Here is a 23,019-nt window from a genome sequence, read left to right as displayed (position 1 = left end):
CCTTGCAAGGAGATCCGTTGACCTCCATCGGTGACATACGCGAGCTCCTCGCCCGGGGCGAGCTCACCGCGGCCGAGCACGTCCAGTCGGTCCTCACCGCGATCCAGAAGACCGACATCGAGCTCGGGGCGTTCGTCTCGGTCGCGGGCGACGAGGCCGTACGGGAGGCCGAGCTGGCCGACGCCCGGATCCGCGAGCTGGGCCGGGCGGCGTTCGAGCGGCAGCCGCTGCTCGGGATCACCGTCTCGGTGAAGGACCTCATCCAGACCGGGGACCTGCCCACCGCCCGCGGGTCCCTCCTGGAGAACCGGCGGGCCCGGGCCGACGCGCCCTCGGTCGCGCGGCTCCGGGCCGCCGGTGCGATCGTCGTGGGCAAGACCACGACGTCGGAGTACGGCTGGAGCGCCTCCACGGTCAGCCGGGTGGCGCCGCCCACCCGCAACCCGTGGGACCCCGACCTCACCGCCGGCGGCTCCAGCGGCGGCGCCGCGGCCGCGGTGGCCGCGGGCCTCGGCTCGGGGGCGCTCGGCACCGACGGCGCGGGCTCGATCCGCATCCCCGCCGCGTTCTGCGGCGTGGTCGGCTACAAGCCGTCCTTCGCCAAGGTGCCCTATGTGCCCGCCTGCGCCGACCGGCTCTCCCACCAGGGGCCGATCGCGCGGACCGTGCCGGACGTCATCGAGCTCGCCTCGGTGATCACCGGCGGGCACCCGGGCGACCCGGACTCGCTGATCGGCGCGGCCGACGTACCGGGCGAGCGCCGCTCGCTGCGGATCGGCTGGATCGAGTTCCCTGGCACCTCGCCGGAGATCCGCCGGGTCAGCGAGCAGGCGTTGCCCGCGCTCGCCTCGCAGGGCCATCACGTCGAGCGGATAGAGGTGCCCTTCCGCGACCCGTATCCGGCCCTCGTCGACATCCTCGCCGCCAGTGACGCCGCCTCCACCTCGCCCGCCGACGAGGAGTGGTGCGACCCGGGCCGCCTCGCGATCGTCCGGCACGGGCGCACCCTCAGCGGCGCGACGGTGATGCGGGCCGAGGAGGTGCGGCTCGCGCTGCGCACCAGACTGCACGAGATCTTCGACCGGTACGACCTGCTGGCCATGGCCACCGTGCCCATCGAGCCGTTCGACCCCCACGCGATCGGCCCCCAGTGGGCGAACCGTCCACAGGACCTGCTCTGGCTGGCGTGGACACCCGCCACGTATCCCTTCAATATGACTGGCCAGCCGGCCGTTTCCCTCCCGGCCGGACTCACCCGCGCCGGTCTCCCGGTGGGGCTCCAACTCGTGGGCCCGTTCGGGGCGGACGATCTGGTCCTGTCAGCCGCACGCCGTCTTGAGGCGGACCTCGGGCCCCTGCCGGCCGCACCGGACCGAGTAACCGAAAGGATCCTGTAAACCATGTTCTCCCGGTCGTGGTCCAGCCCCTTCTCCGAGTCGGGCGGTGTCGGACGCCCCGCGTTCGTCACCGAGTTCGGCCTGTGGACCGATGAACAGGCCGCCGCCGCCGAGCAGATCGAGGCGTCGCTCGACGAGGTCGACCTCGTCCGCCTGGTCTTCGGCGACCCGCACGGTCTGGCCCGCTCCAAGACGCTCACCGTCGACGCGTTCCGCTCGGTCCTGCGCAACGGCATGGACTTCAGCTCGGGGCCCTTCATCTTCGACACCGGCCACGCGGCCGCGCTCGACTACCTCTCCGACCCGGGCGTCGGAGTCGACGAGATCGCCGGCGCGGGCAGCTTCGTCCTGGTGCCGGACCCGCTGACCTTCCAGATCCTGCCGCACGAGGGCCCGCGCACCGCCTGGGTGCTCGGCGACGAGTATCTGCGCGACGGCTCCCCGCACCCGCTCTCCGCGCGCAACGTGCTGCGCCAGGTGATCGCCCGGTACGCGGCCCGCGACCTCACCCCGGTGCTCGGCCTTGAGGTCGAGTGGTACCTGACGAAGCGTCTGCCCGGCCCTCCCGGGAACGCGGGCAACGGCTTCGGCCTCCAGGGCGCGGCCCCCCAGGTCGAGGCGGTGAACGCGGGCTACCAGTTCAACCTGGACTCCAACTACGACTCGGTCGCCCACTTCACCAGCCCGCTCGCCCTCAAGCTCCTCGAACTCGGCCTGCCGCTGCGGTCGATCGAGCACGAGTCGGGCCCGGGTCAGATCGAGACGACCTTCAACCCGATGCACGCGCTGGACACCGCCGACGCGATGCTGCTGTTCCGCACCATGGTCAAGCAGACCGCGACGCGACAGGGCTACCACGCCACCTTCATGTCGCTGCCGCGCGTCGACAGCTTCGACCCCAGCGGCTGGCACCTGCACCAGTCGGTGATGGACGCGGCCGGCCGCAACATCTTCGCGGCCGAGGGCGGCGGCATCTCGGACCGGGGCAGGGCGTACATCGACGGCCTGCTGGCCCGCGCCCGCGACCTGTGTCTGCTCTCGGTGCCGACGATCAACGGCTACCGCCGCCTCAGCTCGGAGTTCACGCTCTCGCCGACCCGGATCGGCTGGAGCTACGAGGACCGCAGCGTGATGCTCCGCGTGGTCGGCGGCGGCTCCGCGACCCACATCGAGAACCGGACCGGCGAGCCCACCGCCAACCCGTACCTCGCCATCGCGGCCCAGCTCTCGGCGGGCTTCGACGGGCTCACCGCCACCCCCGGCGCGGCCCCGCGCCCGGCCGGCGGCGAGGGCGTGTACGAGACCCTGCCGCAGTCGCTCGACGAGGCCCTGGAGGCCTTCCGGGCCGGTCAGGGCGCCGAGCTGCTCGGCAAGCCGCTGGCCGCCACCCTGGCCAAGCTCAAGGAGAGCGAGGTCTCCCGCTTCGAGGCCTGGCGCGCCCAGGAGCGCCCGGCCGAGGGCCAGGTCACCGAGTGGGAGCAGCGCGAATACTTCGAGGCCTACTGATGCCCCGTCCGAACCACCTGTCCACGAGCTCACCCTGGGGGTGCTGGCCCACATGATTCCCCGCTATACCCTGCCCGCGATGGCGGACATCTTCTCGGACCAGGCGCGTTACGCGACCTGGGTACGGGTGGAGATCCTCGCCTCCGAGGCCCAGGTGCGCCTGGGCCGGGTGCCCGAGGACGCCGTCGAGGACATGCGGCGGGCCAAGGTCCCGACGCCCGAGCGGGTACAGGAGATCGAGCGGGAGCGGGACCACGAAGTGCTCTCGTTCCTCGCCGCCTACTGCGAGGACATCCCCGACGAGTCGGCCCGCTGGGTCCACCTCGGCATGACGAGCTACGACCTCGTCGACACCTCCCTCGGCCACAACCTGGCCCGCGCCACCGACCTGGTCCTCGCGGCCGGCGTGGAGCTGCGCAGGACCCTGGTCGAGCGGGCCCTGGAGCACTGGGAGACGGTCATCGTCGGCCGCACCCACGGGGTGCACGCCGAGCCGACGTCCTTCGGCCACAAGCTGGCGCAGTTCGCGTTCTCCGTGGACCGCTCGCTCACCCGGCTCAAGGCGGCCCGCAAGGCCGTGGCGGTGGGCACCATCTCCGGTTCGGTCGGCACCTACGCGCTGATCGACCCCTCGGTGGAGGCCTACGTCTGCGAGGAGCTCGGGCTCGGTGTGGAGCCGGCCCCCAGCCAGGTCGTCGCCCGCGACCGGCACGCCCAGCTGCTCCAGGCCATCGCCCTGCTCGGCGCGAGCATCGAGCAGGTCGCCCTGGAGCTGCGGCTGCTGCAGCGCACCGAGGTCCGCGAGGTGGAGGAGCAGCGCACCTCCGCGTACCAGGGCTCCAGCGCCATGCCGCACAAGCGGAACCCGACCACCAGCGAGCGGCTGAACGGTCTGGCCCGGCTGCTGCGCGGTTACGCGGCCACCGCCCTGGAGAACGTGGCGCTGTGGCACGAGCGCGATCTGGCGCACCAGTCGGTGGAGCGGGTGATCCTGCCGGACGCGCTGGCGGTGGGGCACTTCCAGGCCACCATGGCGACCCAGCTGGTCCGTGACCTCAAGGTCTTCCCGGACCGTATGCGGGCGGGCATCGACCGCACCGACGGCCTGGTCTACAGCTCCGCCGTCCTCGCCGACCTGCTGGCGGACGGGGTGGAGCGGGAGAAGGCGTACCGCACGGTCCAGGCCGCCGCGAACCGTACGATCGCCACGGGCGAGCACTTCGGGGACACGCTGCGCCAGGAGGGCATGGACATCGGCCAGCTGCGCCCGGAGCGTTTCCTCGTCAACCACGGCGTGATTCTCGATCGATTGGAGCAACTTCGTGACCTGGAAGATTGAGCGTGTGGAGGGTGCGGACCTGGACCTGGAGGAGGTCCTTGAGGTCTACCGCTCCTCCGGGCTCGGTGAGCGCCGTCCGATCGAGGACGTGACGCGGTTCGCCGCCATGGTGCGGAACGCCAATCTCGTGGTCGTGGCCCGTGCGGAGGGCAGGCTGATCGGCATAGCCCGCAGCATCTCCGACTTCAGCTACGCGACGTACCTCTCCGACATCGCGGTGAGCGGCGACTACCAGCGCTCGGGCATCGGGCGGGCGCTGATCGACGCCACGCAGAAGGAGGCCCCGCAGGCCAAGGTCATCCTGCTGTCGGCGCCGGCGGCGGTGGACTACTACCCGCACATCGGCTTCGTCCAGCACAACTCCGCCTGGGTTCTCAACCCGTAGGAAACCGGCGGCAGTTCACCCGAAGGCCCCCGCGGCCCGGCTCGGCCGGGCGCGGGGGCCTTTCGTGTGTACGGGGTGTGCAGGACGATGTTGCACACAATTGATGTTCTGGGGAATCACTGATATGGCAGCGGGGCCTCCGGAGGTAATGCCATCACCTCCGGAGGCCCCGGCCCAAAACCCGCCCTACTCCTGGTAGCCATTACCGGCTGCCGCGCCAAAGAATTCTTGGGATATATGACGGTTGTTCAACTTGTTTTTCTCTTGTTGCGCTCGGGTGGAAAGGCGGAAATTCACCCGTTGCCGAGCTTGAAACCGACCCCGCGCACGGTAATGATCCATCCGCTGTCACCGAGCTTGCCGCGAAGACTGCTGACATGGGTGTCGACAGTGCGGCGCGACCATGAGTCGCCCCAGACCTGCTGAAGCAGGCGCTTACGCGGAATGACCGTGTCCGGATGGGACGCGAGCAGGCAGAGGAGATCGAATTCCTTGCGGGTCAGCCCCACCTCTCGGCCGTCCAGGCTCACCTCGCGGGAGCTCACGTCAATGCGCAACCGCCCGTGCAAGATCTCTCTGGCAACAGGCGGCTGGAACCTAGCGCGGCGCATGACGGCTTCGATCCGTGCCATTAATTCCCGGAAGCCGTACGGCTTGACCACATAGTCGTCCGCGCCGGCCTGGAGGCCGAGGACGCAGTCGAGCTCGGAGCCGCGGGCCGTGACGATGATCACCGGGATGCCGCTGACCGAGCGGATGGCCCGGCAGACCTCCAGACCGTCGAGGTCCGGGAGCTCAAGGTCCAGCAGGACGAGATCGACGTCCTCGTACGCCTGCAGGGCCGTGCTGCCGCTCTTCACGCCGATGGCTTCGTGGCCGTGCCTGCGCAGTCGGCACACCAGGGACTCCGCGCCGTCGACGTCGCTGTCGACCACGAGGATCCGCCGGCCCCGGGAGAGGCCCGCCACCCTGCGTACCGCTTCGGACACGCCCTCTTCGATCAGGTGTGGTCCCCCTGGACCACGCTGGACAGGTATATGAGGCTCCAGCACTGCCTCTGACGAACTCTGAGTCATGCCTCCCCCGCGAGTCATGTCCCTCCCCCATCTGAGTGAGTCCCATAGGAGATCCGATCCGGATCTCACCGACGAACACCGACGAACCTACAGACCGCTGCTACGGAATTCAAAGAGGTTCGAGCAAATAACAAATAAACTGTGTCGGTTATTGAGTGAGATCGGACAGAGCGCCTCTTCGTTTCCATACGTGATCACGACGGGGAGCCCCCGTCAACCAGTGCTCGCCATGCGGAAGCGGAACACTGGTGGATCCGTTGATTCAACCAAGGGTAACTCGCCGCGACTCGTATAAACCGGCCATCTTGGCGCGCCTCTGACGTTGACGTAGCCATGACATGATGTTCGCCACACCCGCCTGGATGTTTACGGAATTCAGGCGAGTCTGCTGACAACTAGTTAACTAACAGGTGTCCAAGTGGCGTCACTCTGGCCGGTGGCTTGAATTCGCCGGTACTGCGCCTCAGTCGGGCGCGGCTCGCGCCCCCCAGCGCTCCCTGTGATCGGGCTGTAGCTTGCAGTACGGCAACACCTGCATGACGAAGACCCCCATTCACCGCACAGAATGGTCTTCGGGGAGAGTGTGTGTCAAGTAAAGTCCGGGCGGCCTGAACAGCGGCGCGCCCCGGGCGGGGCCGCCGGGTCGGGGCGGCCCGCTCGGGGCGCTGCGCACTGCTCTTCACGGCAGAATCCGTGGTGCTGACGGTAATTGACGAATCGTCAGGACCTTCCGTCAGGCGAGCACGGGGCCGCCCGCCCGCCAGGTGCGCGGGCCGTCGAAGCCCGTCGCCCGGTCGGTACGGCGCCAGCTCGCGGAGCGCCGCTGCCTCGGGATCATCACCCGGGCCGCCTCGGCCCGGGCCTCCATGGCGGAGAAGTGCGCGAAGAACAGCGCGGCCAGCGCCGCCAGTTCCTCGGGATCCGGATTACCGCGCTCCACTCTCAGCAGCTCACGGCAGTGCTCCAGGGTCATCTCGGCAGGCTCGGCGGCGGTCTCGGCGGGCTCGGTGATCTGGGTCATCTCGCTCATGTCGGTCACCTCTCTACGGGAGTCGGGCCTACTGGGGCGGGTTGCCGTGCTTGCGGCGGGGCAGTTCGGCGTCCTTGGCGATGAGCATCGCGACCGAGCGGCACAGCACCGAGCGGGTCTCGCGCGGGTCGATGACGTCGTCGACCAGACCGCGCTCCGCCGCGAAGTAGGGGTGCACCAGCTCGTTCTTGTACTCGTCGATCTTCTGCCTGCGCATCGCGTCGGGGTCCTCCGCGGCGGCGATCTCCCGGCGGAACACCACGTTCGCCGCGCCCTCGGCGCCCATCACCGCGATCTCGTTGGTGGGCCAGGCGAACGCGAGGTCGGCACCGATCGAGCGCGAGTCCATCACGATGTAGGCACCGCCGTACGCCTTGCGCAGCACCACCGAGATACGAGGCACGGTCGCGTTGCAGTAGGCGTAGAGCAGCTTCGCGCCGCGCCGGATGATGCCGTCGTGCTCCTGGTCCACGCCCGGCAGGAAGCCGGGGACGTCGACCAGGGTGATCAGCGGGATGCTGAAGGAGTCGCAGAACTGGACGAACCGCGCGCCCTTCTCGCTCGCCTTGATGTCGAGGACGCCCGCCATGGCGGAGGGCTGGTTGGCGACGATGCCGACGACATGGCCGTCGAGCCGGGCGAGCGCGACCACCAGGTTGGGCGCCCAGTTGGCGTGGATCTCCATGTACTCGCCCTCGTCGACGAGCTCCTCGATCACCGAGCGCACGTCGTACGAGCGGTTGCCGTCGGCCGGCACCAGGTCCAGCAGGGCCGTGCCCTCGCGGTCCACCGGGTCCGAGGTCTGCGCCAGCGGCGGCATCTCCCGGTTGTTGGAGGGGAGCAGCGAGAGGAGGTAGCGCACCTCGGCGAGGCAGGTCTCCTCGTCGTCGTACGCGAAGTGCGCCACGCCCGAGATCCCGGCGTGCACGTCCGCGCCGCCGAGGCCGTTCTGGCTGATCTCCTCGCCGGTCACCGCCTGCACCACGTCCGGGCCGGTGATGAACATCTGCGAGGTCTCGCGGACCATGAAGACGAAGTCCGTGAGCGCGGGCGAGTACGCGGCGCCGCCGGCGCACGGGCCGAGCATCACGCTGATCTGCGGGATGACGCCCGAGGCCCGCGTATTGCGCTGGAAGATGCCGCCGTAACCCGCGAGGGCGCTGACGCCCTCCTGGATACGGGCGCCGGCGCCGTCGTTCAGGGACACCAGCGGCGCACCGGCCGCGATGGCCATGTCCATCAGCTTGTGGATCTTGGAGGCGTGGGCCTCGCCCAGCGCGCCGCCGAAGATCCGGAAGTCGTGCGCGTAGACGAAGACCGTACGGCCCTCGACCGTGCCCCAGCCGGTGATGACACCGTCCGTGTACGGCTTCTTCGCCTCCAGGCCGAAGCCCGTGGCGCGGTGCCTGCGCAACTGCTCCACCTCGGTGAAGCTGCCCTTGTCCAGGAGGAGTTCGATCCGCTCGCGCGCGGTCAGCTTGCCCTTGGCGTGCTGCGCCTCGGTCGCCTTGTCGCTCGGGCCGCGGACGGCCTGTTCCTTGCGCTCGCTGAGTTCGTCCAGCCGGTCGGAGACCTCGGCGGAGGACTGTGTGGTCGGCGTGGTCGGCATGGTGTTCTGTTCCCCCTGTAGGTTGCGGATCCTTGGTGCGGAGTCGACTGCCTTCACGGTCACGTCGGGTGGTTGCGCAGTGCGGCCGCGGCGGCGTAGCCGGGCTGTACGGGCACATTGCGCACCGTCCAGCCTTGCGGGCGGCCCCGGGCGTCGCGGTCGCCCAGGTAGTCCGCCGCGGGTGAGCGGGTGAGTCCGGTGCCCAGACCCTTGAGATAGGCCTCCTTGCGGGTCCACAGCCGGGCGAAGGCCACCGTCCGCTCGTCGGCGGGCAGCGCGCGCAGCTCCTCGCGCTCCTGCGGGTGCAGCCGGGGCAGCACCATCTCGACGGCCTCGGGCGAGGGGACGCGCTGGACGTCCACGCCCACCGGGTCCGCCGCGACCCCGATGGCGATCAGACCGTGGCTGTGCGAGAGGTTGAAGTGGAGCGGCACGGGCGGATCGACCAACTGCGGCTTCCCGTACGGCTCCTCGCTCCGGCCGAGGACGATCCGGCCGGGGTCGAGACCGGTGTACGCGGCGAGCAGGCCCCGCAGGGTGGCGTGCGCGGCCACGTACTGGATCCGGTCGCGCGCGGAGACGTAGGACTCGGCGCGCGCCGCCTCCATCGCGTCCAGGGCCCGCATCAGCGGGCACACCTGCGCCACCTCCTCGGCGGGCGGCCGGAACACCAGCAGGTGCAGCCGTCCGGCCGCGGGGGCCGCCCGCAGCGGCGTACGGGTCGCGTTCACCGGCCCACCGCCTCGTGGACCGGGCCGTCCTGCTCCGGCTCGCCCTCGACGGCCTTCGGGGCCCGGGCGGGCTCCGTGCGCCGGCCGCGCCGGTCGTACGCAAGCGCGGTGAGCGCCGCCGCCAGCGAGACCAGACCGCCGACGTAGAAGCCCGAGCGGGCGCCCAGGTGTTCGGCGAGCCAGCCGATGAGCAGCGAGCCCAGCGGGGTCGAGCCCTGGAGGATCAGGGTGTACAGCGCCATCACCCGGCCCCGGTACTGCGGGTCGCTGCCCAGTTGGACGCGGTGGTTGACGGCCTGGACGAAGAAGATGGTGGCGCCGCCGGTGAGCGAGAGCAGCACGATCGCCGCGGCGAAGTTCGGCGCCCAGCCCGCCACCGTCTCCAGGACCGCGAAGACCAGCGCCGCGCCCACCACGAGCCGGCTGGAGGGGCGGCTGCGGCGCGCGGTGGTGGCGAACGCGGCGATCAGCGAGCCCGCGGCGAACCCGGTGGTGAGCAGCCCGAAGGAGGCCGCGTCGGCGTGGAAGACGGTCTTGGCGTACAGCGGCAGGGTGAGCTGGAAGTTGAGCCCGAAGAGCGAGATCACCCCGACGAGGGCGAGCGGCAGCTTCAGGTCCGGGTGGGAGGCGACGTATCTGAGCCCGTCGACCACCCGGGGCCGGGTGTCCTGCCGGGTGCCGAGGAGCAGTTCGCCGGGCCGCATCATCCGCAGCCCGACCACGGTCGCCAGATAGCTGACGGAGTTGAACAGCATCACCCAGCCGGTGCCGAAGCCGGTGATGAGCAGCCCCGCGAGGGCCGGTCCGACCACCCGGGCGGTGTTGAAGTACGCGGCGCTCAACGCCGAGGCGTTGGGCAGCAGTTCGGGCCCCACCAGCTCGCTGACGAACGACATCCGGGTCGGCACCTCGACGGCGTTGACGACGCCGAGGCCGAGCGCGCACAGCCAGATGTGCCACAGCTGCACGGCGTCCGCGAACGCCAGCATCGCCAGGACCAGGGCCAGCACACCGGACGCCAGATTGGCGCAGGTGAGCAGCAGCCGCTTGTCGTAGCGGTCGGCGAGGCGCCCGCCGTACAGGGTGAGCAGCAGCAGCGGCGTGAACTGGAGCGCGGTGACGACGCCGAGGGCGGTGCCGGAGTTGTCGGCCAGACCCAGGACGATCCAGTCCTGGGCCACGACCATCATCCAGGTGCCCGCGACGGAGACGACCTGCCCGGCCGCGAACAGCCGGAAGTTCCGTACGGCCAGGGAGCGGAAGGGATGGGCGAAAGTGCTGGTCATAGGCTCGGATGGTCAGGCATCGCGTCCCGCCCTGGTGATGCAGTCCTCCAGGAACGCGAGCGTGCGCAGGTGGTAGGAGCGGGCCGCCCAGCCGAGGCTGATGTTGTGGCCGGCGTCCGGCTGGCGGTCGACGACGATGCGGGGTGCGGAGGTGAGCTGGGCGGCGAGGTCGGCGAGGTCCTTGTCGCCGTGGAGCCACCACCCCTCGTGCTCGGCGAAGGTGAGCCGGACGGGGATGCGGACGCGCGGCGCGAGGGTCGCGAACAGCTCGGGCCAGCGCTTGAGTTCACTCGCCTCGCGCTCCGGCATCGGCGCCACCAGGGAGCCGCTGCTGCGGAAGGTGTTCGGCGGGTAGAGCCGCAGCGGGCCCCAGTGCCGGGCGATGTGCTTGAGGCCCTTGCGCAGGACGCCCGGGGTGACGGCGTAGCGGTGACCGCAGCCGGAGATGTCCAGGCCGAGGAGTCCCTCGCCGGTGCAGTGGGCCGCGGCGGAGAGCGCCAGCTTGCCGCCGAAGGAGTGGGCGACGAGCAGGATGCCCACGCCGGTCGGGTACTTGGCGGTGAAGTCGTCGATGCCGGCGCGCAGCACATCGGTCTGCTCGGCGACGGTGAGGCCGTCGGGGAGCTGCGCGGCGGAGTGCCCGTAGCCGGGCCGGTCGACGGCCAGGACCGTGTACCCCAGACGGGCGCCCAGGGTGAGCAGGGACAGCTCGGGGTGGGCCTGGCCGTCGAAGTACCCGGCGCTCATCCCGCCGCCGTGGACGGCGACGACGGTCGCGCGGGGGGTGCCTTCCGGCTCGCACAGCAGCGCGGACAGGGTGACACCGCCCGCGTCCAGGGTGATCCTGCGAACGCCCTGGGAGACGGCCGCCGGTGCGAGCGTGCTTTCCATCAGTGCCCCTGTCTGGGTTGACTGTTGAGCGGACGACTGTTGATCGACCGCCCACCCTCGCCCCGATAGGGGCGCGGGGAACTGCGCGACCTGCCAGAGCCGGTCCGCAGACGCAGATCCGCCTGACGGACCGAGCTCGTCCGCGTCACGACTTGGCGGGACCGAACCACCGGCTCAGGGAGTCCGAGAGACCCTCGGCGGTGTTCCCGGCCCAGGCGACGTATCCATCGGGCCGTACGAGCACCGCGCCCGCGCCGGCGAGCGGGTCGGCGCCGCCGTCCACCGGCTTGGCCGACGCCGTCACGACATCGACCCGTCCCGACCACCCGGCGGCGGCGTCCCGTACAGCGGAGTCGTCCGCGAGGTCGAGCAGCACCCCCCGAGCCGAGTGCAGCAACTCCGTGGTGCCGGTCTCCCCCGCCGCACCGACCAGGGTGCGCGGAGCGATCCGGCGCCCCGCCAACGGGTGCCCGTCACCCAGCTCGTACCGGATGTCCAGACCACTGACGACGCCGGCGAGGTGCCGCTTCACGTCGTCGTACTGGATGAGCTCCCCGAACAGCTGCCGCAGTGGATCGGCCTCGGGGCCGCCGAGGAAGACCATGCCCTGGGCGCGGGTGTTCATCAGCAGCCGCGCCCCCACGGGGTGCCGCTCGCCGTGGTACGTGTCGAGCAGCCCCTCGGGCGCGGTCCCGGCGATCTCCGCCGCCAGCTTCCAGCCGAGGTTGGCCGCGTCCTGGACGCCGGTGCTCAGCCCCTGGCCGCCGGCCGGGAGGTGGATGTGGGCGGCGTCGCCGACCAGCAGGACCCGGCCGCGCCGGTACTCGGAGGCCTGGCGGGTGGCGTCGCTGAAGAAGCTGACCCACTCGGCGCCGCCGTGCGAGATGTCCTCACCGGTGATCGACTGCCAGGCGGCGGCGACCTCCTCGAAGGAGACCGACTCGCCGCTGGCGCGGGCGGGCGCGTTGTCGGGGCAGACGATGATCCGGTCCACGCCCGGGGCGAGCGGGGCCGCCATCACCATGCCGTTGTTGAGCCGCTCCCCCAGGAAGCGCGGGCGCAGCTCGCAGCCGGTGACGTCGGCGAGGAACATCGCCCGGGTCGCGGAGGTGCCCGGGAACTCGAACCCGGCGGCCTCGCGCACCACGCTGCGGCCGCCGTCGGCGCCCACCAGGTAGGAGGCGCGCAGCTTGCGTACCGCGTTCGGCGTCTGGACGGTGATCTCGACGTCCTCGCCGTCCAGGAAGCCGTCGGTCAGTTCCAGGAACTCCCAGCCGCGCCGGATGTCGACGCCCAGCTCGGCCGCCCACTCCTCCAGGACCGCCTCGGTCTTGTACTGCGGGATGCCGCGCGCCCCGAAGTGCCCGCCCTCCAGGACGGTGTAGTCGAACTGCACCCCGCCGAAGTGGCCCATCGGGCTGATCTCCAGCGTCTCGCCCTGGCCGAACCGGGGCAGCAGCCCGCGCTGGTCGAAGATCTCCATGGCGCGGGCCGTGAAGCCCAGGCCGCGGGACTGCCCGGTGGGCTCCGCCAGCCGTTCGACGACGACGACCCGCGCCCCGCCGAGGCGCAGCTCGGCGGCGAGCATGAGACCGGTCGGACCCGCGCCGACGATGATGACATCGGTGTCCACGGCTGTCCCCTCCATAGTGTTCCCTTTCCTGGACGTGCCCTGTGGTGCCCTGTCGTGCTGTGGAGTCGTGCGGTCGTGCGCGGGGGTGGGGGGTTGGGTGTGCCCGGCCTAGGCCGGGGGCAACTCCTTGACCTGGATGTTCCGGAACGACACATGGTCGGCGGAGCTGTGGTTCTGGAGGCCGATGTACCCGTCCTTCAGGCTGCGCGCGGGATCGGTGTTGGTGAAGTCGTTGATCTTCACTCCGTTGAGGAACACCTGCATCCGTTCACCCTGCACGCGGATCTCGTAGCTGTTCCACTGCCCGGGCGGGCGCAGGGCGCGGTCGCGGGCCGGCAGGTCGGCCGACTTGAACGAGTAGATCGCGCCCGTGGTGCGGTCGGGGGCGTCAGTGGCGTCGATCTGCACCTCGTAGCCCTTGTCCACCGCCGACCAGGGGTCGTCGGACTCCGGGAAGCCCACGAAGACACCGGAGTTGTCGTCGCCGGTGAGCTTCCAGTCCAGCTTCAGGGAGTACGAACCGAGCTGCTTCGCCTGGTACCAGAGCAGCCCCATGCCTCCCTGGGAGCGCAGTTCGCCGTCGACGACGTCGAAGGTGCCGGGTCCGGCCTGCTTCCAGCCCTCCAGGGTGTGGCCGTTGAACAGCGGGCGGTAGCCGGTGCCCGGGGTGCAGTCGGCCTTGACCTGGCCGGTGGCGTACCCCAGCCCGCCGAGCAGGTGCCGGCGGAAGGCGGGGTCGGCGTAGGACTCCTTGGTGTGGCCGCCGCCGGTGTAGAAGGAGCGCCCGCCCTGGTAGCTCTGGCACCAGGCGATGGGGTGGTCCCCCCGCATGGTGCCGCCCTGGTAGGTCGTCTCGTCCAACGTGGCGAGGATCCTGGCCCGACTCCGGGGGTTGGTCCGGTAGTTGTACCACTCGTCGCTGCGCTGCCAGGCGTCGCCGAGGTGCGAGGTGGCCGGGTGGGCGTGATCCTCGACGCGTACGGTGGCGGGCTGGATCTGCGGGTGCGAGGAGAAGTAGGCACCCACGAGCCCGCCGTAGAAGGCCCAGTCGTACTCGGTGTCGGCCGCCGCGTGCACCCCCATGTAGCCGCCGCCGGTGGCGATGTAGTGCTCGAAGGCGCTCTGCTGGTCGCCGTTGAGGACGTCGCCGGTCGTGGACAGGAACACGACGGCGTCGTAGCGGGCCAGGTTGCTCGTGGTGAACTGGGCGGGCTCCTCCGTCGCGTCCACGGTGATGCCGTTGGCCGAGCCGAGCTCCTTGAGGGCGGCGATGCCCGCCGGGATGGAGTCGTGACGGAAGCCCGCGGTCCGGGAGAAAACCAGGACCCGCTTGGCCGTGCGGTCGGGCGGGCTGCTGGAGAGCTCGAAGTCGTCGACGTCGAAGAGCGCTCCGGCGCCGCCCTTGAAGACCAGGAACAGCTCGGTGGCCTTCGACGGCACCCCGTGCAGCGGCACGTCGACGTCCTGGAAGGTCTCCCAGCCACCCGTCACCGGCACCGGTGTCGAGCCAAGGAGCGTCCCGGTCGCGGACCCGGCGCGCACCTCCAGGAAGCCGCCCGCGCCGCCGGAGGAGATCCGGGCGGCGAGCTTGGTGGTGCCACTGAGGATGTACGGCTTGAAGGAGATCCAGTCGCCGTTGTCGATGTCCCCGACGGTCCTGCCGCCGTGGGCCGCCGCCTTGTCGTACGTACGGATGCCGGACGAGGCGGTGAAGTGCTCGGCCTGGCGGTGGCGCGGCTGGAGCTGGGACTGCGCGTGACCGCTGAGCGCGGGCTGGCCGCCGCCCCCGTTGTCCGTGTACGAGGCGTCGATCACCCCGAAGATGTTGGCGTTGGGGTCGTGGCCGCCGTCGATGGCGGTCTTGATGGTGCCCGAGCACCCGTTGACCGTGGTGACGGGGTGGCCGTGGCTGTCGTGGCCGAGGACGAAGCGGACCTGGACCTTGGCGCAGTCGACGGTGCCGTCCTCGGGGTCGGTGACGCTCACCTTGAAGGGAATGTCGTCACCGAAGCTGAACAACTGCCCGTCGCCCGGGAGTTGCAGGACCACCTTGGGCGCGGTGTTGCCGACGGTGACATGGACACTGGCCGAGCCGGTGCGGCCGCCCGGGTCCTTGGCGGTGACGGTCGCGGTGTAGGTGCCGTTCTTCCGGTAGGTGTGCACCGGGTTGGCGGCCGTCGAGGGTGCGGTGCCGTCGCCGAAGTCCCAGGCGTAGGTGAGCGCGTCGCCGTCGGCGTCGGTGGTGCCCGCCGAGGAGAAGGCGACGCGCAGGGGCGTCTGGCCGGAGGTCCGGTCCGCCTTCGCCTCCGCGACCGGGGAGTGGCCCGCGGTGGCGTTCTCGATCCGGTAGAGCGCGGAGTTCTCGTCGCCGCCGAACCAGGCGGTGCCGTAGTCGAGGACGTAGAGCGCGCCGTCCGGGCCGAAGGCCATGTCCATCACCTGGGTCCCCGTCCAGGGGACGGGGTTGATGGACTGTACGGATCCGTTGGCGTCCTGCCGGATGTGCTTGATCCAGCGCCGGCCGAACTCGCCCGCGAAGAACTCCCCGTCGTAGGCCTGGGGGAACTTGACGGGCGAGGCGAGGGAGGCGTCGTAGTGGTAGACGGGCCCGCCCATGGGCGACTCGGATCCGCTGCCGAACTCGGGCACGGACCCTCCGTCGTAGGGGATCCACGCGGGCTGCGCGGGCGGCAGGTCGACCAGGCCGGTGTTGTACGGCGAGGTGTTCTTCGGCGCGGCGCAGGTGAAGGCGGCGCCGGAGGTGCGGGTGGCGAAGTCGTAGTCGACGTAGGGGTCGTTCTTGCCGGCGCAGAAGGGCCAGCCGTAGTTGCCGGGCTTGTCCACCCGGGCGAACTCGACCTGCCCGCCGGGTCCGCGTCTGGGGTCGGCGGCGCCCGCGTCCGGGCCGTAGTCACCGACGTAGGCGATGCCGGTCGCCTTGTCGACACTGAAGCGGAAGGGATTGCGGAAGCCCATGGCGTAGATCTCGGGGCGGGTCTTCGCGGTGCCGGGGGCGAAGAGGTTCCCGGCCGGGATCGTATAGCTCGCGTCGTCGTTCACCTTGATGCGCAGCAGCTTGCCGCGCAGGTCGTTGGTGTTCCCGGCCGAACGGCGGGCGTCGTAGGCCGGGTTGCGGCCGGGGCGCTGGTCGATGGGCGTGTATCCGTCGGAGGCGAACGGGTTGGTGTCGTCGCCGGTCGACAGGTACAGATTGCCCTGCGCGTCGAAGTCGATGTCGCCGCCGACATGGCAGCACAGGCCGCGCGAGGCGGGGATGTCGAGGATCTTCTTCTCACTGGCGTTGTCGAGCGTGCCGTCCGCCTTCAGGACGAACCGGGAGAGCCGGTTCACCCCGTCGAACCTGGCGAAGTCGGCGGGGGTTCCGGTGTCGGGCGCGTCGCCGGACGGCGTGCTGAGCGGGGGCGCGTAGTAGAGGTAGACGAACCGGTTGGTGCTGAACCTGGGGTCGATGCCGATGCCCTGGAGGCCCTCCTCGTCGTGCGAGTAGACCGGCAGGGTCCCGGCCAGGCGGGTGTTGCCGGCCGCGTCGGTCAGGCGCAGCTCGCCGTTGCGCGAGGTGTGCAGGACGCTGCGGTCGGGGAGCACCGCGAGCGACATCGGCTCGCCGGTCTCGGCGGCGCCCTTGGCGAGGGTGACCTGCTGGAACTGTTCGGCGGCGGGATTCGGGGCCGGGTCGGCGGCCGCCTGACGGGGTGCGGTGAGCGTGAGGGACGCCGCGGCGAGGAGGCCGCCGGTGAGGAGTGCGAGGGCGTTCCTGGCTCTGGACCGTTTTCTGTGCACGTGTGTCCTCCGGTAGTGGCCGGTGGCCGGTCGTACGGGGCGGGTTGCCAGGGTCCCGGGGTGCGCCGTCACTCCATGGGGACCCACCTATGTCCTGAACACCTCAAGGACGCTAGCGGCGTTCGTCCGGACCGGAAAGCCCTTGTGCGGAGGTTGGGTTGAACTTCTTCCTGCTGCGGGACAAAGCGGTGCGAGGGCGCCAGGGACCGGCCCGGCGGCCTCCCGCCGCCGGGCTTCGGACCTGCGTGGACGCCCTATTCAGCGGCTCCGAAGGCCGCGTCGAACGACGCCGAGGGCGGCTCGAAGTCGTACCGCTTCAGCGTGGAGAGCGCCTCCGGGGCGCCGTGGAGCCGGTCCATCCCGGCGTCCTCCCACTCGACGGAGACCGGCCCGTCGTAGCCGATGGACCGCAGCATCCGGAAGACGTCCTCCCACGGCACGTCGCCGTGCCCCGCCGAGACGAAGTCCCAGCCGCGCCGGGGATCGCCCCACGGCAGGTGCGAGCCGAGCCGCCCGTTGCGGCCGTCGAGCCGTTTGCGGGCCTCCTTGCAGTCCACGTGGTAGATCCGGTCGCGGAAGTCCCACAGGAACCCCACCGGGTCGAGGTCCTGCCAGACGAAGTGGCTCGGGTCGAAGTTCAGCCCGAAGGCCGTCCGGTGCCCGACCGCCTCCAGGGCGCGGTGGGTGGTCCAGTAGTCGTAGGCGATCTCGCTCGGGTGGACCTCGTGGGCGAAGCGCACGCCCTCCACGTCGAAGACGTCGAGCACCGGGTTCCACCGCTCGGCGAAGTCCTGGTAGCCCCGTTCGACCATGTGCGGCGGGACCGGCGGGAACACGCCGGCGGGAACATCGCCACCAGATGCCAGATGGACGAGCCGGTGAACCCGACGACGGTGCGCACCCCGAAGGCGGCCGCCGCCCGTGCGGTGTCCGCCATCTCCCGGGCGGCCCGCCGCCGTACGCCCTCCGGCTCCCCGTCGCCCCAGATCCGGGCGGGCAGGATGCCGCGGTGCCGCTCGTCGATCGGGTCGTCGCAGACGGCCTGGCCCACCAGGTGGTTGGACACCGCCCAGCACCGCAGGCCGTACTTGTCGAGGAGCGCGTGCCGGGAGTCCAGATACCCCGGCTCGGCCAGCGCCCTGTCGACCTCGAAGTGGTCGCCCCAGCAGGCCAGTTCCAGGCCGTCGTAGCCGAAGTCTCGGGCGTGTCGGCACACCTCCTCCAGCGGGAGGTCGGCCCACTGGCCGGTGAAGAGGGTGAACGGTCGGGGCATCAGGGAACCTCCCGGTCCGGTGGAGTGGCCGCCGACGGGGGGTGCGGGGCCGGTACGGGCGTGTAGACGGCGTTCTCGGCGGCGCTCTCCTCCACCGCGGCCAGTACTCGCTGCACCTGGAGCCCGTCCGCGAAGGAGGGCTCCGGATCGGTCCCGGCGGCGATGGCCGCCACCAGGTCGCGGGCCTGGTGGACGAAGGTGTGCTCATAGCCGAGGGCGTGACCGGGCGGCCACCAGGCCTCCAGATAGGGGTGGTCGGGCTCGGTGACCAGGATCCGGCGGAAGCCCGCCGAGGCGGCCGGTTCGGTGTGGTCGTGGAAGGACAGCTCGTTCAGCCGCTCCAGGTCGAACGCCAGCGAGCCGCGCTCGCCGTTGAGCTCGATCCGCAGCGCGTTCTTGCGCCCGGACGCCATCCGGGTCGCCTCGAAGGACGCCAGCGCCCCGGAGGCGAGCCGGCCGGTGAACAGCGCCGCGTCGTCCACCGTCACCGGCCCGCGCCCGGCGCCCGCCGCCCCGGACAGGGCGCCGGACACCCCCGCGAGCAGCGGACGTTCCCGTACGAAGGTCTCGGTGAAGGCCGACACGCCGACCAGCGGCTCGCCCGCCAGATACTGGGCGAGGTCGACGATGTGCGCCCCCAGGTCGCCGAGCGCCCCGGAGCCCGCGTGCTCGCGCCTGAGGCGCCAGGTGAGCGGGAACTCGGGGTCGACCAGCCAGTCCTGGAGATAGGTGACCCGCAGATGGCGCAGTACGCCGAGCCGCCCCTCCACGATCATGCGGCGGGCGTGGGCGACGGCCGGGACCCGGCGGTAGTTGAAGCCGACCATCGCCAACTGACCGCGCTCGCGCGCCTTCTGGGCGGCCGCCGCCATCGCCTCGGCCTCGGCCACCGTGTTGGCGAGGGGCTTCTCGCACAGGACGTGCTTGCCCGCCTCCAGGGCCGCGATCGCGATCTCCGCATGGCTGTCGCCGGGGGTGCACACATCGACGAGCTGGACGTCGTCGCGGGCCACCAGGTCCCGCCAGTCCGTCTCGGCGGCCGCCCAGCCGTGCCGGGCGGCCGCCGCCCGTACCGCCGGGGCGTCCCGGCCGCAGAGGGCGGCGAGCACCGGCCGCAGCGGCAGGGGGAAGACGCGCCCCGCGGTGCGCCAGCCCTGGGAGTGGGCGGCGCCCATGAAGGCGTATCCGACCATGCCGATGCCGAGCTCCTCCAGCGCGGGCTCGCTCTCCGTCCGTGCCATGCGGGTTCCTCCTCCTGGTGCGGCGACTGGGGTGAAAGCGGCGGGGCCGGGGCCGCTCAGCTGAACCCCGTGGACAGGTACTGGTCGACGTTCTCCTTGGTCACGACGGCCGAGTAGAGGGTGATCGAGGCGGGGATCTCCAGTTCGGAGAGGCCGCCGACGCCCTTGGCCTGCCCCAGCGCACGGGCCAGGTCGATCGCGGAGGCCGCCATGGTCGGCGGATACAGGACGGTCGCCTTCAGGACCCCGCTGTCGGCCTTGATGGCGTCCATGGCCGATCGGGCACCGGCCCCGCCGACCATCAGGAAGTCCTTGCGCCCGGCCTGCTGGATGGCGCGCAGCGCTCCCACGCCCTGGTCGTCGTCGTGGTTCCACAGCGCGTCGAAGTCGCCCTGGGCCTGGAGCAGTTGGGCCATCTTGGCCTGACCGGACTCCACGGTGAACTCGGCGGCCTGGCGGGCCACCTTCTTGATGTTGGGGTAGTTCTTGAGGGCGTCGTCGAAGCCCTGGCTGCGCTGTCTGGTCAGCTCCAGGCTGTCGAGCCCGGCGAGCTCGACGACCTTGGCGTTGGACTTGCCCTTGAGCTGACGGCCGATGTAGTTCCCGGCGTTGAGCCCCATCCCGTAGTTGTCGCCGCCGATCCAGCAGCGGTAGGCCTGCGGCGAGGCGAAGATCCGGTCCAGGTTGATGACGGGGATGCCCGCCTTCATGGCCTGCAGGCCGACCTGGGTGAGCGCCTTGCCGTCGGCCGGCAGGATCACCAGGACGTCGACCTTCTTGTTGATCAGCGTCTGGACCTGGCCGATCTGCGCGGCGGTGTCATTGGAGCCCTCGGTGATCTCCAGGGTCACCTCGGAGTACTTGCGCGCACGGGACTTGGCGTTCTGGTTGATCGCGTTCAGCCAGCCGTGATCGGCCTGGGGGCCCGCGAACCCTATGGTCACCGGCTTGCCGGGCTTGTCGTCGGCGGCGGGCTGCCGCTGGGCTGCCGGATCCGCCTCCTTCGCCTCTTTCGGTTCGTTGCTGGTGCAGGCGGTGAGCAGCGCGCCCGCCGACACGGCGGCGGAGCCGAGCAGCAGACCTCTGCGACTGGTTCGTGGCATGGCGAGGGAACCCCTTCGATCGGCCGTGCGTTGGATAGGCAGTACGGGTGGGGCGAGCGGGGCGGTCAGCCTTCTCCGGCGGTGCGGCGCTGGACGAGGACGGCGGCCACGATGATGGCGCCCTTGGCGATCTGCTGTACGTCGCTCTGGAGGTTGTTGAGGGCGAAGATGTTGGTGATGGTGGTGAAGACGAGGACGCCGAGCACCGAGCCGACGATGGTGCCACGTCCTCCGCTGAGCAGGGTGCCGCCGATGATCGCGGCGGCGATGGCGTCGAGTTCGTAGAGGTTGCCGTTGGTGTTCTGACCGGACCCGGCCAGGACGATGAGGAGGAAGGCAGCGATGCCGCAGCAGAGACCGGAGAGCAGATAGAGGTAGAGCCGCTGGCGGCGGACGTCGATGCCCGCGAGCCTGGCCGCCTCCGCGTTCCCGCCGACCGCGACCGTGCGCCGTCCGAAGGTCGTACGGTTCAGGAGCAGCCAGCCGAGGACCGTCACCCCCGCGAAGACCAGGACCAGGGGCGGGATACCGAGGACATAGGAGTCGGGGACGCCCAGGTCCAGGACCGACTTCACGGTGACGATCTGCGTCTTGCCGTCGGTGATCTGGAGCGCGAGGCCGCGCGCGGAGGCGAGCATGGCGAGCGTCGCGATGAACGGCACCAGACCGCCGTACGCGATCAGCAGCCCGTTCACCAGCCCACAGCCGAGGCCGACCACCACGGCGGTGAAGAGGATGCCCGCGAAGCCGTACTCCTGAGTGGCGAGCGTGGTGGCCCAGACCGAGGAGAGCGCGACGATCGCGCCGACCGACAGGTCGATGCCGCCGCTGGTGATCACGAAGGTCATACCGACGGTGACGACACCGATGACCGAGGCCTGGGTGAGGACGAGCTGGAGGTTGCTGGTGGAGAGGAAGGTGTCGGGTTCGGTGATGCCGCCGACCGCGACGAGCACGGCGAGCACCCCGAGCAGGGAGAGGTTGCGCACGTCCGCCCGGAGGCCGAGGCCCCGCCAACCTCCGCTCCTCTCCCCGGACTTGTCGGATACGGCGGCCGGGACCGGGGCCTGCTGCTGCGCCGGCGAGACGGGCTGCTGGGTCACGGGGTCGGGCTCCCTTCCATCACGAGGTCGAGTACGCGGTGCTCGTCCAGCTCCGCCGCCGGGGCCCGGTGCACCACGCGCCCCTCGCGCAGCACGAGCACCCGGTCGGCGAGGCCCAGGACCTCCGGGACCTCGCTGGAGACGAGCAGCACGGCGAGCCCTTCGTCGGCGAGCCGGCGGATGACGGCGTAGAGCTCGGCACGGGCGCCGACGTCCACACCCCGGGTCGGCTCGTCGAGCAGCAGCACCCGGCAGCCGCGCAGCAGCCAGCGGGCCAGCACCGCCTTCTGCTGGTTGCCGCCGGAGAGGGTACGGACGCGGGCGTCCGGGGCGTCGGGGCGCAGCGACAGTGCGCGGGTGGCCTCGCGGGCGGCGGCGCGTTCGGCCCGCCGGTCCAGCCAGCCCGCGCGCGAGAAGCGGGAGAGGGAGGAGAGGGAGACATTGCGCGTGACGGACTCCAGCATCAGCAGTCCCTGCGCCTTGCGCTCCTCGGGGGCGAGCCCGATCCCGGCCCGGACCGCGGCGCGTACGCTGCCGGGCCGCAGGGGCCGCCCGTCCACGAACACCCGTCCGGCGCTGGGACGCCGTGCTCCGTACACCGTCTCCAGGACCTCGGAGCGTCCGGAGCCGACCAGACCGGCGAGCCCGACGATCTCGCCGGCCCGCACCTCCAGGTCGAAGGCCGCGAACTCGCCCTGTCCGGCGAGCCCTTCGACCCTCAGGACGGGTGCGGCACCGGGGCCGGAGGCACTGTCGGCGCGCGGACGCGCGGGCCGGGGCGGGAAGACGTACTCGACCGTACGGCCGGTCATCATGGCAACGATGTCACGCGTCGGGGTCTCCTTGGCCGGGAGGCCGACGGCGACCGCACGCCCGTCCTTGAGGACCGTGACCCGGTCGCCGATCCGGCGGATCTCCTCCAGCCGGTGCGAGATGTAGACGACGGCGACCCCGGCGGAGGTGAGGCCGGCGACGATACGGAACAGATTGTCGACCTCGTCGGGGTCGAGCGCGGCGGACGGCTCGTCCATCACGATCAGCCGGACGTCGTGGGAGAGGGCGCGGGCCATGGAGACGATCTGCCGCTGGGCGGCGGAGAGCGCGCCGACCAGCCGGTCCGGCGGGATCTCCGGGTGGCCGAGCCGTCGCAGCAGGGCGGCGGTCGCGGTGCGGGCGGCTCTGCCGCGCACGACGAACCCCGCGGTGGTCGGCTCGTGGCCGAGGAAGACGTTCTCGGCCACCGACAGGCCCTCCACCAGGTCGAGTTCCTGGTAGATGGTGGCGATCCCGCGCCGCATCGCGGCGATCGGGGACCTGAGCGAGACCGGCTCGCCCTGCCAGACGATCCGGCCGCCGTCGGGCTGGTGGACCCCGGCGAGGACCTTGATGAGGGTGGACTTCCCGGCGCCGTTCTGGCCGAGCAGACAGTGGGTCTCGCCCGGCAGCACCTCCAGGTCGACGCCGTCCAGGGCGCGCACTCCGGGGAAGGACTTGGTGATGCCGGACATGGTGAGCAGGGGCGGGGGCGGGACGGGTGGTGAGTCGTGCGCTGGTGCCATGGCGGTTCCCCTCGGAAATCAGGGCAGGGCAGGGCAGTACGACGTACGAGGACCGG

The 23,019-nt window shown here is 71.1% G+C and carries 16 protein-coding genes and 1 pseudogene; 4 read left to right on the top strand and 13 right to left on the bottom strand.

Going from position 1 to position 23,019, the window contains the following annotated elements:
• The first annotated feature begins 17 nt into the window (after positions 1-17).
• From A8W25_RS27820 to A8W25_RS27805, 4 genes are read left to right on the top strand one after another with little or no spacing between them, the layout of a single operon-like run.
• On the top strand, positions 18-1,397 hold the full coding sequence (locus A8W25_RS27820; protein ID WP_079126436.1) for an amidase: 1,380 nt from the start codon (positions 18-20) through the stop codon (positions 1,395-1,397).
• A gap of 3 nt (positions 1,398-1,400) precedes the next feature.
• A complete protein-coding gene (locus A8W25_RS27815) occupies positions 1,401-2,903 on the top strand; it encodes a glutamine synthetase family protein (RefSeq protein WP_067166392.1) in 1,503 nt (500 codons plus the stop codon).
• Between the two features lie 52 nt (positions 2,904-2,955).
• A complete protein-coding gene (purB, locus tag A8W25_RS27810; RefSeq protein ID WP_079126499.1) occupies positions 2,956-4,242 on the top strand; it encodes an adenylosuccinate lyase in 1,287 nt (428 codons plus the stop codon).
• Entirely contained in the window at positions 4,226-4,627 is a 402-nt protein-coding gene (locus tag A8W25_RS27805) for a GNAT family N-acetyltransferase (RefSeq protein ID WP_067166390.1), read from the top strand. Before purB ends, A8W25_RS27805 begins: the two co-directional genes overlap by 17 nt.
• 293 nt (positions 4,628-4,920) lie before the next feature.
• Here A8W25_RS27805 and A8W25_RS27800 read toward each other — a convergent pair whose 3' ends face one another.
• From A8W25_RS27800 to A8W25_RS27740, 13 genes and pseudogenes are all read right to left on the bottom strand, one after another.
• Positions 4,921-5,721, bottom strand: a complete 801-nt coding sequence (locus A8W25_RS27800; protein ID WP_371655131.1) for a response regulator transcription factor — start codon at positions 5,719-5,721, stop codon at positions 4,921-4,923.
• A gap of 715 nt (positions 5,722-6,436) precedes the next feature.
• Positions 6,437-6,733 carry an acyl-CoA carboxylase epsilon subunit gene (locus tag A8W25_RS27795; protein WP_234386600.1) on the bottom strand — a complete coding sequence of 99 codons (297 nt, stop codon included), beginning with the start codon at positions 6,731-6,733 and terminating at the stop codon, positions 6,437-6,439.
• 28 nt (positions 6,734-6,761) lie between these two features.
• Entirely contained in the window at positions 6,762-8,342 is a 1,581-nt protein-coding gene (locus A8W25_RS27790) for an acyl-CoA carboxylase subunit beta (RefSeq protein ID WP_067166384.1), read from the bottom strand.
• 59 nt (positions 8,343-8,401) lie between these two features.
• Complete coding sequence (locus tag A8W25_RS27785) at positions 8,402-9,073, bottom strand: 4'-phosphopantetheinyl transferase family protein (RefSeq protein WP_067166381.1); 672 nt, start codon at positions 9,071-9,073, stop codon at positions 8,402-8,404.
• Positions 9,070-10,359: an MFS transporter gene (locus tag A8W25_RS27780; protein ID WP_067166378.1), complete on the bottom strand. Its 1,290-nt coding sequence runs from the start codon at positions 10,357-10,359 to the stop codon at positions 9,070-9,072. The genes A8W25_RS27785 and A8W25_RS27780 overlap by 4 nt, the downstream gene beginning before the upstream one ends.
• A gap of 12 nt (positions 10,360-10,371) precedes the next feature.
• On the bottom strand, positions 10,372-11,250 hold the full coding sequence (locus A8W25_RS27775) for an alpha/beta hydrolase family protein (protein WP_067166375.1): 879 nt from the start codon (positions 11,248-11,250) through the stop codon (positions 10,372-10,374).
• 145 nt (positions 11,251-11,395) lie between these two features.
• Positions 11,396-12,898, bottom strand: coding sequence for an FAD-dependent monooxygenase (locus A8W25_RS27770; RefSeq protein ID WP_067166372.1), 1,503 nt, complete (start codon positions 12,896-12,898; stop codon positions 11,396-11,398).
• 93 nt (positions 12,899-12,991) lie between these two features.
• Positions 12,992-16,684, bottom strand: coding sequence for a ThuA domain-containing protein (locus A8W25_RS27765; RefSeq protein WP_067166369.1), 3,693 nt, complete (start codon positions 16,682-16,684; stop codon positions 12,992-12,994).
• A gap of 254 nt (positions 16,685-16,938) precedes the next feature.
• Positions 16,939-17,957: pseudogene (locus A8W25_RS27760) on the bottom strand (sugar phosphate isomerase/epimerase family protein).
• Positions 17,957-19,198 carry a Gfo/Idh/MocA family protein gene (locus A8W25_RS27755; protein ID WP_067166366.1) on the bottom strand — a complete coding sequence of 414 codons (1,242 nt, stop codon included), beginning with the start codon at positions 19,196-19,198 and terminating at the stop codon, positions 17,957-17,959. The pseudogene A8W25_RS27760 and the gene A8W25_RS27755 overlap by 1 nt, the downstream one beginning before the upstream one ends.
• A gap of 56 nt (positions 19,199-19,254) precedes the next feature.
• Entirely contained in the window at positions 19,255-20,301 is a 1,047-nt protein-coding gene (locus tag A8W25_RS27750) for a substrate-binding domain-containing protein (RefSeq protein WP_067166364.1), read from the bottom strand.
• Between the two features lie 65 nt (positions 20,302-20,366).
• Positions 20,367-21,404 (bottom strand): ABC transporter permease, encoded by a 1,038-nt coding sequence (locus A8W25_RS27745; RefSeq protein WP_067166361.1) that lies wholly within the window; start codon positions 21,402-21,404, stop codon positions 20,367-20,369.
• Positions 21,401-22,963 carry a sugar ABC transporter ATP-binding protein gene (locus A8W25_RS27740; RefSeq protein WP_079126435.1) on the bottom strand — a complete coding sequence of 521 codons (1,563 nt, stop codon included), beginning with the start codon at positions 22,961-22,963 and terminating at the stop codon, positions 21,401-21,403. The genes A8W25_RS27745 and A8W25_RS27740 overlap by 4 nt, the downstream gene beginning before the upstream one ends.
• Positions 22,964-23,019 lie beyond the last annotated feature (56 nt).

This window comes from Streptomyces sp. ERV7 (assembly GCF_001653515.1).
GTDB lineage: Bacteria > Actinomycetota > Actinomycetes > Streptomycetales > Streptomycetaceae > Streptomyces.
Note: the sequence above shows the minus strand (reverse complement) of the source record. Positions and strands in the feature narration are given on the sequence as shown.

Excerpts from the sequence above, each read along its gene's own strand:
- A8W25_RS27750 (WP_067166364.1), bottom strand. The coding sequence starts at position 20,301 with ATGCCACGAACCAGTCGCAGAGGTCTGCTGCTCGGCTCCGCCGCCGTG.
- A8W25_RS27775 (WP_067166375.1), bottom strand. The coding sequence starts at position 11,250 with ATGGAAAGCACGCTCGCACCGGCGGCCGTCTCCCAGGGCGTTCGCAGG.
- A8W25_RS27795 (WP_234386600.1), bottom strand. The coding sequence starts at position 6,733 with ATGAGCGAGATGACCCAGATCACCGAGCCCGCCGAGACCGCCGCCGAG.
- A8W25_RS27780 (WP_067166378.1), bottom strand. The coding sequence starts at position 10,359 with ATGACCAGCACTTTCGCCCATCCCTTCCGCTCCCTGGCCGTACGGAAC.
- A8W25_RS27800 (WP_371655131.1), bottom strand. The coding sequence starts at position 5,721 with ATGACTCGCGGGGGAGGCATGACTCAGAGTTCGTCAGAGGCAGTGCTG.
- A8W25_RS27815 (WP_067166392.1), top strand. The coding sequence starts at position 1,401 with ATGTTCTCCCGGTCGTGGTCCAGCCCCTTCTCCGAGTCGGGCGGTGTC.
- A8W25_RS27755 (WP_067166366.1), bottom strand. The coding sequence starts at position 19,198 with ATGGCACGGACGGAGAGCGAGCCCGCGCTGGAGGAGCTCGGCATCGGC.
- A8W25_RS27740 (WP_079126435.1), bottom strand. The coding sequence starts at position 22,963 with ATGGCACCAGCGCACGACTCACCACCCGTCCCGCCCCCGCCCCTGCTC.
- A8W25_RS27790 (WP_067166384.1), bottom strand. The coding sequence starts at position 8,342 with ATGCCGACCACGCCGACCACACAGTCCTCCGCCGAGGTCTCCGACCGG.
- A8W25_RS27770 (WP_067166372.1), bottom strand. The coding sequence starts at position 12,898 with ATGGAGGGGACAGCCGTGGACACCGATGTCATCATCGTCGGCGCGGGT.
- purB (WP_079126499.1), top strand. The coding sequence starts at position 2,956 with ATGATTCCCCGCTATACCCTGCCCGCGATGGCGGACATCTTCTCGGAC.